Origin of the sequence: Pseudonocardia terrae (genome assembly GCF_021343995.1) — a bacterium.
Classification (GTDB): domain Bacteria; phylum Actinomycetota; class Actinomycetes; order Mycobacteriales; family Pseudonocardiaceae; genus Pseudonocardia; species Pseudonocardia terrae.
Window position 1 is genome coordinate 1 of sequence record NZ_JAJTTE010000046.1, and the last position, 11,647, is coordinate 11,647.

An 11,647-nucleotide genomic window follows, 5' to 3' on the forward strand; every position below is an offset into this window, starting at 1 on the left:
AGCCAACCGAGCAGCCCACACTGCCGAACCGACCGTTCGACACCAGCCACCTAGGCCGTGTTCAAGAAGTCACGATCGATGGGCTTCTTGATCCAGATCGCGGCTGGCAAGGCGCCACACCGGCCTCGTACCGGGCGTACTCGGCCGCGGGCGGCAACGCCACCAGGCGCGATCTGGGCGCGAAGACCGCGATCAGGGAATTCTTGAACACGGCCTAGCACCGCCGCGGCCGGCCCCGGGTTCGCCAAGATCACCACCTGCGACCGTTTCCCGTCGGATATGACGGCTCAGCGGTCGCAAGCGGCGATCATGGCCAGAGCGCGCGCCCCGCCGCGGCCCTCCCGGCAGCTCGTGATCATCAGTTGGGACCGTTCTCCGCCACACACGGCGGCGTACGCTCACCACCGGCGATCATGTCGAGCAGCCTGCCGACCGCCGGCTTCCGTCTCGCGGACCCGTGATCGTCACCCGGGACCGTTCTCCGCCACACACGGCGGCGTCCGTCACCACCGGCGATCATGACCCCGGCGCCCTGTCCAGGCCTCACTCACGGGCGGGAGCGAGGACGAGCTGGTCCACCTCGCCCTCGAGCACCGCGCGGGCGTCGGCGTCGAGGCCGTCGTCGCTGACCAGCACGTCGGCCTCGGAGAGCTCGGCGATCGTGGAGATGCCGGCGGTCCCCCACTTCGTGCTGTCGGCGACCACCACGAGCCGCTGACCGGCCTCGACGAGCGCGCGGTCGGTCTCGGACTCCATGAGGTTCGGGGTGGTGAAGCCGCTGGCCGCGCTCATCCCGTGCACACCGAGGAACACGACGTCGAGGTTGAGCGAGCGCAGTGCCGCCACCGCGACCGGCCCGACAAGCGCCTCCGACGGCGTCCGGATCCCGCCGGTGAGCACGACGGTGCGGTCCGGGCGGCGGGCGGCGTGCAGGACCTCGGCCACCGCCATCGAGTTGGTGACGACGGTCAGGTCGGCGACGTCGGCGATCCGCCGGGCCAGTGCCCACGTCGTGGTGCCCGCGGACAGCCCGACCGCCGTGCCGGGCTCGACCAGCCGGGCAGCGGCCTCCGCGATGGCCTCCTTCTCCGCCTGCTGCCGGCCGGACTTGACCGCGAAGCCGGGCTCGTCCGTGCTGGCCGCGACCGGTCCCACCGCCGTCGCGCCGCCGTGCACCTTGTCGACAAGCCGCCGCCGGGCGAGGACGTCGAGGTCGCGGCGGACGGTCATGTCCGAGACGCCGAAACGCTCGGCCAGATCGGAGACGCGGACGGCGCCGCGCTCCCGCACCTGTTCGAGGATGAGCGCCTGACGCTGGCGCGCGAGGAGGCTCACGACCGCCCACCCTCGTTCCGCACCACATCGCACACAATGCAACGCCACCACACGGGCGTCAACGGGCCGTCCGGACAGATTCGTGCAGTATCGGCGCAGATCGTTGGGCCCGTGGGGTCGAACGATCCTCCCCGTTCGCACATCCTCGACCGATTCAGCCTGTCGGATAATGTTCAGTTTCGCGCGGGAAGGGGTACCTTGCGTCCCGACACGTACCACCGCACCGGGACCGGCGAGGGAGCCGCTATGACGCGAACCGGACGGGGCCGCACGGCGGCCCGGCTGCGAGGCGGACTCGCATGACGACCATCCTTGCGCAGGGGGGACAGACGGACCTCCGGCTGAACGCCTCTGTCCTCGACTACCTGCTCGTCGCCTTCTACTTCCTCCTGGTGCTCGGCATCGGCTACGCGGCCCGCCGGTCGGTGTCGTCGAGCCTGGACTTCCTGCTGTCCGGCCGCTCGATGCCGGCGTGGGTCACCGGCCTCGCCTTCATCTCGGCCAACCTGGGCGCGCTCGAGCTCATCGGCATGGTCGCCAACGGTGCCCAGTACGGCATCCCGACCGTGCACTACTACTGGATCGGCGCGATCCCGGCGATGGTCTTCCTCGCCCTGGTGATGATGCCGTTCTACTACGGCAGCAAGGCGCGCAGCGTCCCCGAGTTCCTCTACAAGAGGTTCAACCGGACCACCCAGCGCGTGCAGGCCGTGATCTTCGCGCTGTCCTCCGTGTTGATCGCCGGCGTCAACCTGTTCTCGCTCGGCCTGCTGCTGGAGGCCCTGCTCGGCTGGTCGCTGGCGGTGGCGATCCCGGTCGCCGCCGTGATCGTGCTGGCCTACATCACCCTCGGCGGACTGTCCGCGGCGATCTACTCCGAGGTCCTGCAGTTCTTCGTGATCCTCGCGCTGCTCATTCCGCTCACGATCTCCGGCCTGGCCCGGGTCGGCGGCTGGGACGGACTCAAGGCGGCCGTCACCAACGGCCCCGGCGGCGCCGAGCAGCTCTCGTCCTGGCCGGGCACGTCACTCACGGAGATCGCGAACCCGGCGCTGTCGGTGATCGGGATCGTCTTCGGCCTCGGGTTCGTGCTGTCCTTCGGCTACTGGACCACCAACTTCGCCGAGGTCCAGCGCGCGCTCTCCGCCAAGAGCATGTCCGCCGCGAAGCGCACGCCCCTGATCGGCGCCTACCCGAAGGCCCTCATCCCGCTGGTCATCATCATCCCCGGCATGGTCGCGGCCGTGCTGGTCCCGCAGCTGCAGGTGCTCAAGGCCGGCGGCACGACGGACGTCACCTACAACAACGCGCTGTCGCTGCTGATGAAGGAGGTCCTGCCGAACGGCATCCTCGGCGTCGCGATCGCGGGCCTGCTGGCGGCGTTCATGGCGGGCATGGCGGCGAACATCAGCTCGTTCAACACGGTGTTCACCTACGACATCTGGCAGGACTGGGTGAAGCCGGGCAAGTCGGACCGGTACTACCTGCAGGTCGGCCGGTGGATCACGGTGATCGGCTGCGTGCTCGCCATCGCCACCGCGTTCATCGCTTCGGGCTCGGGCAACATCATGGACTACCTGCAGTCCCTGTTCAGCTTCTTCAACGCACCGCTGTTCGCCATCTTCATCCTGGGCCTGTTCTGGCGGCGGATGACCGGCACGTCGGCCTGGATCGGGCTCCTGTCGGGCACCGCGGCGGCGGTGGTGGTGAACATCCTGGTCACCACCAACGTCCTCGCCCTGTCGAGCCAGGCGGGCAGCTTCGTCGGCGCCAGCGCCGCGTTCATCGTCGGCGTCCTGGTGGCCATCGGGGTCTCGATGGTGAGCACCCCGAAGCCGGCGGCGGAGCTCGGCGGGCTGGTCTGGAGCCTCACCTCGAAGGAGGAGCGTACCCACGAGAGCCACGGCGAGGACAGCGGTTGGTACCGCGACCCGAAGGTCCTCGCGGTGGGCGTGCTCGCGCTGACCACCATCCTCTACATCATCTTCTGGTAAGGGACGGGCCATGACGGAACCGGAAGGCCCCGCGACGGGTCAGGACACGGCGGTCTCGACCACCGCGTCGCGGCTGTTCGACCTGCGCACGGTGCTCGCGCTGCTGTTCTACGTCTACGGGATCGTGCTGCTCATCGTCGGCCTCGTCTCGACGACCGAGGCGGACATCGCGAAGGCGGGGGGCTGGAACATCAACCTCGTCACGGGGATCGCGATGCTCGTGATCGCGATCTTCTTCACCGTGTGGGTCCGGCTGCGACCGGTGAAGGCGCCGATCGAGGAGATCGAGGGGACGGCCGGCGACACTGCCGGTCCCCCCGGACAGTAGAGCCGGACCGTGCCCGGTCGGCTCCGCGGGGGCGTCAGCTGCGGGAGCCGACCGGGTACTGCGGGTTGAACGCGTGGAGCGTCCAGTCGTCGAAACGGCGGGCGGTGGTGCGGACCGAAGTCCAGAACGCGGTCATCTCTTCCTTCCCATCGGGATCTTCCCTGTGTGACCTTCTCTGTCGTGAGGGCCTGTCGCCGACCCTCGCCCTGTGTGACGACCTGATCTTCTGAATCGTTACCGAGGCCCTCCGCAACGCGAGTCGTGTCACACCGCGTACCCGAAAGCGGCGATGACGGCCGGGTGGTCGCGCCGGCCGGTAGCGTCGCCGGAATGCCGGATCCGCTGCTCGTGCTCGCCCGGGACGGCGAGCACGAGATCGAGATCCAGCGCTCCCGTTTCCTCTGCCGGCTGGCCCGGGTGCCCGACGCCGACGCCGCCGCCGCGGTCATCGCCGACGTCCGGCGCGCGCACTGGTCGGCCACCCACAACTGCACGGCCTTCCGCGTCGGCCGTGCCGGTGAGGTCCAGCGCTCCTCCGACGACGGCGAGCCGGCCGGCACCGCGGGCGTCCCGATGCTCGAGGTGCTGCTGCGCCGCGAGCTCACCGACGTCGTCGCCGTGGTCACGCGGTACTTCGGCGGCGTGAAGCTCGGCGCCGGCGGGCTGGTGCGCGCCTACGGCCGGGCCGTGTCGGAGGCCGTCGACGCCGTCGGCGTGCTCCGCCGGGTCCGGCACACCCGGTTCCTGCTCGCCGTCCCGCACGCCGACGCCGGGCGACTGGAGAACGCCCTGCGCGCCGCCGGGTACCCCGTGGTCGACGTCGGCTACGGGCGGGACGTCGAGATCACCGCCACCGCCGCCGAGCCGGAGACCTTCCGCGCCTGGCTGGCCGCGCGGACCGGGGGCGGCGTCGAGGCGGTCGAGGTCGGCGAGGTCGACGTCGAGGTCTAGGTCTAGGTCTAGGGCCTTGCCGCGGCGATGATCTTCAGGTCGGCGACGAAGGCCGCCAGCCGCTCCTGGCGCTCCTGGGGGTCCGACCGCAGGATCGAAGACGGGTGCACCGTCGGCACGACCGTGCGCCCGTCCTGTTCCAGCCGCTCCCCGCGGTGGTCGGTGATCCGGAAGTCCTGCCCGAGCAGGGACTTCGCCGCGACCGCGCCCAGCACCCCGACGACCGGCGGTCCGACCAGCCGCAGCTCGGCGTCGAGCCAGGGGCGGCAGGCGCGGACCTGGCGCACCGTCGGCTGCTTGTGGATGCGGCGTTTGCCGCGCTCCTCGAAGCGGAAGTGCTTGACCGCGTTGGTCACGAACACCTCGTCGCGGGCGATGCCGGCCTCGTCCAGCGCCTGGTCGAGCAGGCGGCCCGCCGGCCCGACGAAGGGCTTGCCCGCCTTGTCCTCCTGGTCGCCGGGCTGTTCGCCGACGAGCATGAGCCAGGCACCGCGCGGGCCCTCGCCCCCGACCGTCGGCCCGGCGGCCTTGTAGAGCTCGCACCCGGTGCACCCGGCCTCGGCCTCCGCGAGCCGGTCGAGGTCGGTCACGGACGGGCCGTCGGTGGCGGGCTCGGTCATGCGGGAGCAGTGCCCGTGCCGGGACCTGGTGAAACGCCCGGCAGCGCGAGTCGGGAGCTCGGGCAGCGCGAGTCGGGGTTTCCGGCAGCGCAAGTCGGGCGATCCGGCAACGCGAGTCGGACTTCGAGCGGCGCGAGTCGGACTTCGAGCGGCGCGAGTCGGGCATTCGGGTAGCGCGAGTCGGGGGCTCCAGTAGCGCAACTCGCGCTGCTGGAGCTCGCGGGTCGTCTCGCACACCTCGTCGACCGCGTGGATGTCGGTCGGGCGGGTGCTCCTGGCTGCTCCGCTCGCACACCCGTTCTCGTGCGTCACACCCGTCCGGGCGCGACCTCACATCACCCGAGCGCGTCGCACACCCCGTCGACGGCGTGTATCGCGGTCGACCGGGTGTGAGACGGCGGTACTGCCCGATCGGTTGCACGCCGGGCGCGCCCACGCGTCGAGGGCGCGCCGACTCGCGCCACCCGAACTCCCTACTCGCGCTATTGGACCTCCCGACTCGCGAGAGCCCGCAGCGCGACTCGCGGGAGCCCACAGCGCGACTCGCGGGAGCCGACGGCGCGACTCGCGGGAGCCGACGGCGCGACTCGCGGGCTCAGCTCAGGCGGGGGCGGAACCGCCGGCGGTGCGCCAGGCGGTGGAGTCGTCGACGCCGATCGTGCGCGCCCACACCCTGGTGAGCGACTCGAGCACGTCCTCCTCCTCGAACGGCTTGCCGAGGGAGAGCCAGACGTAGCAGGTGTGGTCGGCCATCGCGCCCAGCACCTGCACCGTCATCGACGGGTCGAGCGTCGGGTCGGCGATCCCGTCGGCCTGCTGCCGCTTGAGCACCCGCTCGAGCTGCGCCAGCCACGCCTCCCGGACGTGCAACCGCATCTCGCGCATCTCGGCGCTGAACGTGCCGACCTGCTCCATCAGCGCGATCATCCGGGCGTTCTCCCGGTAGACCTCGATGTAGCCGCGCAGACCGGCCCGGATGCGCTCCAGCATCGACGCGTCGCGCGGGACCACGGTGGCCGCCGCGACGTCGACCATCATCCGCTGGACCACGCTCTCGCAGACCTCGCGGAAGATCGTCTCCTTGGAGTCGAAGTAGCTGTAGAAGGTGCCCTGCGCGACCCGCGCCTCGGCCACGATGTCGGCGACTCGGGCGTCGACGAACCCCTTGCGCTCGAAGACGACGTGCGCCGCCTCGAGCAGCTGGTCACGGCGCTGCTGGCCCTTGTCGGTCTGCGGGCCGCTCTCCCGACGCTGCTGTTGTGGGTCGCTGGCGCCGGTGACCCGCCTGCCGCGGGTACTGCCGCCGCGCGATGCCATGGTCCGTCCCTTCGGAGCCGTCCGGCCCCCTGTCATCGCGGCCCCCGGGGTGGGGTACGGCCGCGCGTCACACCGTCCGGACGGACCAGTCTACCGGCGGTGACCTGCAGGGTCGCCGCGCGGGCGGTCACGACCCGGCCCGTCTGAGCTCGCGCTTGAGGATCTTGCCGCTCGCGTTCATCGGCAGCTCGTCGCGGCGCTCCACCTCGGCGGGCACCTTGTAGCGGGCGAGCCTGCCCCGGCACAGCTCGACGAGCTCGGTGGCCAGCTCCTCGTCCGTGCCGGTCCACGACGGCGCGCTGACGAAGGCGCGCACGATCTCGCCCCAGTGCTCGTCGGGCACACCGACCACGGCGCACTGCACCACGGCCGGGTGTTCCGCGAGCACGGTCTCGATCTCCACCGGGTAGATGTTCTCGCCGCCCCGGATGATCATGTCCTTCTTGCGTCCGTGCAGGTAGAGATAGCCGTCCTTGTCCCGGTAGGCCATGTCACCGGCCCGGAACCACCCGCCGGTGAAGGCCCGCTCGGTCTCCTCGGGCATGTCGAGGTAGCCGTCCATCACCATGTCGCTGCGGGTCGCGATCTCGCCGACCTCGCCGTCGGGGACGTCGTTGAGGTCCTCGTCGAGCAGGCGCAGCGCGATGCCGTACCCGGGCCGCCCGATCGAGCCCAGCAGCTCCGGCCGCCCGGCCAGCGCCAGCCGGTGCTCCTCCGGGGTGAGGAAGGCCTGCAGGCCCGCCTCGGTGCCAGCACCGAAGAGCTGCAGGAAGTCGCAGTCGAACACGTCCATCGCCCGGCGCAGCAGCGTCGGCGACATCGGCGCGGCGCCGTAGTAGATCAGCCGCAACCGGTCGTAGGTGTGGTCCGCGACCCCGGGCTGCTGGAGCAGGGTGCTGATCATGGTCGGGACGAGGAACGCCCCGGTGATCCGGTCCTCCGCCATGAAGCCGAGCACGGTGGCGGGGTCGAACTGCGGCAGGAGCAGCGAGGTGAACCCGGTCGCCACCCCGCCCAGCAGCCCGGCGATACCGGTGACGTGGAAGGCCGGCGCGGCGACGTACCGGATGTCGTCCGGCCGCGGCTGGTTGGTGATCATCCCGTGCTCGACGATCGCCTTCATCATCCCCTGGGACTGCAGCACACCCTTGGGGGTCCCCGTCGTGCCGGACGTGAACGCCAGGCCCAGCAGGTCGCGGTCCCGGCAGACGACCGGCGGCTCGGCGTCCTGCCCGGTCTCCACGAACTCGTCGAACGCGGTCTCCATCTCGATCACGAGCCGCAGCGACGGGTGCTGGTCGGCGAGACCCGCCAGCAGGTCCGCGTACCGGGCGTCGTGGAACATCGCGACGGCCTGCCCGCGCTCGAGGAAGACGTCCACCTCGGGCCGCATGAGCCGGTAGTTCAGCGGCATGTAGACCGCGCCGAGCTTGAGGCACGCCAGCACGATCTCGACGTACCGGTGCGAGTCGAGCGCCAGCACCGCCAGCCGGTCACCGCGCCCGATCCCCTGCGCCTGCAGCGCCGAGACCAGCTTGTTGACCCGGGAGTTGGTGAGGGCGAACGTGTGCTCCGTCCCGTCGGGGAACAGGAAGGCTGCCTTGTCGGGGTGGCGCGCCGCGGACAGCGGGAGCGCCTCGCCCAGGGAGAACGCGAGCGGGGCCGTCATGGGATCTCCTCGTCGAGACCGATGGTCGGGAAGGGGTGCTACTTGCCGGTCCAGACCGGCGGGCGCTTCTCGGCGAACGCGGTCGCGCCCTCGCGGGCGTCGTCCGAGGACGGGATCGGCGCGGCGAGCTCGGCCTGGCGGGTCCACTTCTCCGCGGCGGGCCAGCCGAGCGACTCGGCGATGATCCGCTTGCTGATCCGTACCGCGAGAGGTCCGTTGGCGGTGATCTCCGCGGCCAGCGCGAGGGCCGCGTCGAGCGCCCCGCCCGTCGGCACTAGGCGGTTGACCAGCCCGAGCTCCGCCATCCGCGGGGCGGGCACGTGGTTGCCGGTCAGGGCCAGCTCCATCGCCACGTGGTACGGGATGCGCTCGGGCAGCCGCAGCAGCCCGCCACCCGCCGCGACCAGGCCCCGCTTGACCTCGGTGATGCCGAAGGTGGCGGTCTCCGCCGCGACGACCAGGTCGCACGACAGCACGATCTCGCAGCCGCCCGCCAGCGCGTAGCCCTCGACCGCGGCGATCAGCGGCTTCTCCGGGGGCTGCTCGACGAGTCCGGCGAACCCGCGGCGACCGGCGTAGGGCCGCTCGCCGCGGACGAACGCCTTCAGGTCCGCACCGGCGCAGAAGGTGCCGCCCGCGCCGGTGACGATCCCGACCCGCAGGTCGGGGTCGGAGTCGAGGCGGTCCATCGCCGCGGAGACACCTTCGGCCAGGGCGACGTTCACCGCGTTGCGGGCCTCGGGGCGGTCGAGGGTGACCAGCAGGACCCCCTCGGCCGGGACGGTGACGCGAACCGGCTCGGTCACCCTCGGCCCCTCTCGTTGAAGGGCAGGTGGCGCTCGGGGTCCGGGTCCTTCGGCAGCCCCAGCACCCGCTCGGCGATGATGTTGCGCTGGATCTCCGACGTGCCGCCCGCGATCGAGTAGGTCTTCATCGCGAGGAACCGGTCGGCCGCCTCGCTGCCCTCCGCCGGGTCCCACGCCACGGCGTCGTCGGGTTCGAGGTCGGTGCCGAGCACGCCCAGCTTCTCGGCGAGCACCGAGTGGGCGAGCTTGCGGATCGACCCTTCGGCCGTCGGCGCGGCGTCGCCGGAGGCGACGAAGCTGCGCACGGTCGTCATCTGGAGGACCTTCTCCTCCACGTAGGCCTCGAGCAGCCGGTCCCGCAGCACCGGGTTCTCCCAGGCCCCGTTCCCGACGGCGCGGGCGATCAGCGCGTCCGCCTCCCCCGGTCCGACGGCGGGGCGCCCGGACAGCCCGTTGCGCTCCTGCATCAGCGTGGTGATCGCCACCGACCAGCCCTGGTTGACCGGGCCGATCCGCGCCGAGTCCGGCACGACGACGTCGGTCAGGAAGGTCTCGTTGAACTCCGCGTTGCCGGTCATCTGCTTCAGCGGCCGCGGCTCCACGCCGGGCGTGCGCATGTCCAGCAGGAAGTACGTGATCCCGCGGTGCTTCGGCGCCGCCGGGTCGGTGCGGGCCATGAGCAGCCCGAAGTCGGCGAGGTGGGCGTAGGAGTTCCAGACCTTCTGTCCGTTGACCAGCCAGGTGCCGTCCGCCTGCTGGACGGCCCGGGTGGACAGCCCGGCCAGGTCGGAGCCCGCGCCCGGCTCGCTGAACAACTGGCACCAGAACTCGCGGCCCCGGCGCAGCGCGGGCAGGCGCTCGGCCTTCTGCTCGTCGCTGCCCCAGTCCAGGATCGTGTGCCCGGCCAGGACGAGTCCGACGAAGTCCCGGTTGTGCCGCTCGGCCCGGTAGCGCGCCAGCGTCTCGGTGACGACGGCGCCGCGGTCCGCCGGGAGCCCCAGTCCGCCGTGCTCGGCCGGCCAGGTCGGCGTGGCCAGCCCGGAGTCGCCGAGCAGGTCGAACCACGCGGGCCCGCGCTCCGGGTCCTCGCGGATCGCCTCGACGGCGGCCAGGTCGCCGCGCGCGACGGCGGCCTGCCAGTCCTCGGGCAGGTGGGCCCGCAACCAGGCCTCGACGGTCGCGATGATCTCGGCGTCCGAGGCGTCGGCGGCGAGCGTGACCCGCTCGGTGACGGGTTCGGTTCCGGGTTGTGTCACGGTCATGCGGGGACCCCCTCGATGGTCACGCGGGACAGCAGGGCGGGCACCAGCTCGGCCCTGGCCTGCTGCGGGGAGCCGAGCAGCGCCCGGTCGGCGCGGGCCCGGCGCAGGTAGAGGTGGGCGTCGTGCTCCCAGGTGAAGCCGATGCCGCCGTGCAGCTGGATGGCGTCGAGCCCGGTCTGCAGGAAGGCGTCGCCGCAGTAGGAGCGTGCGATCGCGGCGGCCTCGACGAACTCCGGCGTGCCGGGCTCCTGCCATGCGGCGAAGTAGGCCGCGGAGTGCGCCATCTCCTGCCGGACGGCCATGTCGGCCAGCCGGTGCTTGACGCCCTGGAAGGAGCCGATCAGTCTGCCGAACTGCCGGCGGGTGCGGGCGTACTCGGCGGTCAGCTCGGTCGCCGCCGTCATGCCACCGACCTGCTCGGCCGACACCAGCACGGACGAGACCGCCCGGGCCCGGGCGAGCACGGCGCTGCCGCGGGCCGGGTCGCCGAGGGCGCGGGCGGGCGTGCCGTCGAACGTGATCCGGGCGGCGCGCCGGGTGAGGTCCAGGGTCTCCAACGGCGTCCGGGTCAGGCCGGTCGCACCCGCCTCGACCAGGTACGGCGCGGGTCCGGCGGGCCCCTGCGCGGCGACGACCAGCAGGTCGGCGTCGCCGCCGTCCACGACGACCGGAACGGTGCCGGTCAGCCGCCCGGAGGCGTCGGCCGTGGTCGACGTGACGGGGCCGCCGGCCGCGTCCCAGGCCTCCACCGCGAGGGCGGCCGTCAGGGAGCCGTCGGCGATCCGGGGCAGGTACTCGGTGGCCGGCCCGTTCCCGTCGGCGTTCCCGTCCCCGGGGTCCTCGGCGGCGAGCAGGACCGGGGCCGCGAGCCCGACGGTCGGCAGGAACGGGCCGCCGTGCAGCACCCGGCCCATCTCCTCGACGACGATCGCGAGGTCGAGCAGGGTGCCGCCGTACCCGCCGTACCGCTCGGGGAGGGCGAGGCCCTGCAACCCGACCTGCCCGGCGAGCTCGGACCACAGCGCGGGGTCGTGCCGCTCCCCCGCCTCGGCCAGTTCACGGGCCCGTGCGACGGGCGCCCGATCGGCGAGGACCCGCCGCACGGTCTCGCGCAGCCCACGGTGCTCGTCGGTCCACCCGAACTCGGGTTCACGCTGCTCTGCGTACACGGCCGACAGCGTGCAGCGGATGTGACGTCGGTGTCAATCTCACATTTTCGTACCGGCTGCGAGCTGGAGGATCGTCGGAAACTGGTGGTTGACATGACTGGGATCACGGTCGATATTGCCACATGACGACGACGTCACAATCACTCGCCGGTCCGCCCCTGGGCCGGCCGCCGGCGTCGTCCATCCGCCGACGATC

The 11,647-nt window shown here is 72.0% G+C and carries 11 protein-coding genes; 4 read left to right on the forward strand and 7 right to left on the reverse strand.

Annotated elements, in window-relative coordinates:
- Positions 1 to 218, forward strand: a 218-nt coding sequence (locus LWC33_RS25780) for a hypothetical protein (protein ID WP_233307261.1), incomplete at its 5' end; no start/stop codon positions are given.
- A gap of 325 nt (positions 219 to 543) precedes the next feature.
- Here the strand turns inward: LWC33_RS25780 and LWC33_RS25785 are convergent.
- Positions 544 to 1,335, reverse strand: a complete 792-nt coding sequence (locus LWC33_RS25785; RefSeq protein WP_233307262.1) for a DeoR/GlpR family DNA-binding transcription regulator — start codon at positions 1,333 to 1,335, stop codon at positions 544 to 546.
- Positions 1,336 to 1,634: 299 nt separating this feature from the next.
- Here LWC33_RS25785 and LWC33_RS25790 point away from each other — a divergent pair, with 299 nt between their 5' ends.
- The 3 genes from LWC33_RS25790 (at position 1,635) to LWC33_RS25800 (ending at position 4,608) form a co-directional block, all read left to right on the forward strand.
- Positions 1,635 to 3,329, forward strand: a complete 1,695-nt coding sequence (locus LWC33_RS25790; RefSeq protein WP_233307263.1) for a sodium:solute symporter family protein — start codon at positions 1,635 to 1,637, stop codon at positions 3,327 to 3,329.
- A 10-nt stretch (positions 3,330 to 3,339) separates the two neighbouring features.
- The gene (locus LWC33_RS25795; RefSeq protein ID WP_233307264.1) at positions 3,340 to 3,657 is read left to right on the forward strand and encodes a hypothetical protein; all 318 of its coding nucleotides are present in this window, start codon (positions 3,340 to 3,342) and stop codon (positions 3,655 to 3,657) included.
- Positions 3,658 to 3,987: 330 nt separating this feature from the next.
- Positions 3,988 to 4,608, forward strand: coding sequence for a YigZ family protein (locus LWC33_RS25800; protein ID WP_233307265.1), 621 nt, complete (start codon positions 3,988 to 3,990; stop codon positions 4,606 to 4,608).
- 8 nt (positions 4,609 to 4,616) lie between these two features.
- Here LWC33_RS25800 and LWC33_RS25805 read toward each other — a convergent pair whose 3' ends face one another.
- The 6 genes from LWC33_RS25805 to LWC33_RS25830 all read right to left on the reverse strand — a co-directional run bounded on the left by LWC33_RS25805 (position 4,617) and on the right by LWC33_RS25830 (position 11,451).
- Entirely contained in the window at positions 4,617 to 5,228 is a 612-nt protein-coding gene (locus LWC33_RS25805; protein ID WP_233307266.1) for a UdgX family uracil-DNA binding protein, read from the reverse strand.
- A gap of 600 nt (positions 5,229 to 5,828) precedes the next feature.
- The gene (locus LWC33_RS25810; protein ID WP_233307267.1) at positions 5,829 to 6,545 is read right to left on the reverse strand and encodes a TetR/AcrR family transcriptional regulator; all 717 of its coding nucleotides are present in this window, start codon (positions 6,543 to 6,545) and stop codon (positions 5,829 to 5,831) included.
- A 127-nt stretch (positions 6,546 to 6,672) separates the two neighbouring features.
- A complete protein-coding gene (locus tag LWC33_RS25815; RefSeq protein ID WP_233307268.1) occupies positions 6,673 to 8,214 on the reverse strand; it encodes a class I adenylate-forming enzyme family protein in 1,542 nt (513 codons plus the stop codon).
- A 38-nt stretch (positions 8,215 to 8,252) separates the two neighbouring features.
- Positions 8,253 to 9,020, reverse strand: a complete 768-nt coding sequence (locus LWC33_RS25820) for a crotonase/enoyl-CoA hydratase family protein (protein WP_233307269.1) — start codon at positions 9,018 to 9,020, stop codon at positions 8,253 to 8,255.
- Complete coding sequence (locus LWC33_RS25825; protein WP_233307270.1) at positions 9,017 to 10,282, reverse strand: acyl-CoA dehydrogenase family protein; 1,266 nt, start codon at positions 10,280 to 10,282, stop codon at positions 9,017 to 9,019. The genes LWC33_RS25820 and LWC33_RS25825 overlap by 4 nt, the downstream gene beginning before the upstream one ends.
- The gene (locus tag LWC33_RS25830) at positions 10,279 to 11,451 is read right to left on the reverse strand and encodes an acyl-CoA dehydrogenase family protein (RefSeq protein ID WP_233307271.1); all 1,173 of its coding nucleotides are present in this window, start codon (positions 11,449 to 11,451) and stop codon (positions 10,279 to 10,281) included. The genes LWC33_RS25825 and LWC33_RS25830 overlap by 4 nt, the downstream gene beginning before the upstream one ends.
- Positions 11,452 to 11,647: the final 196 nt, after the last annotated feature.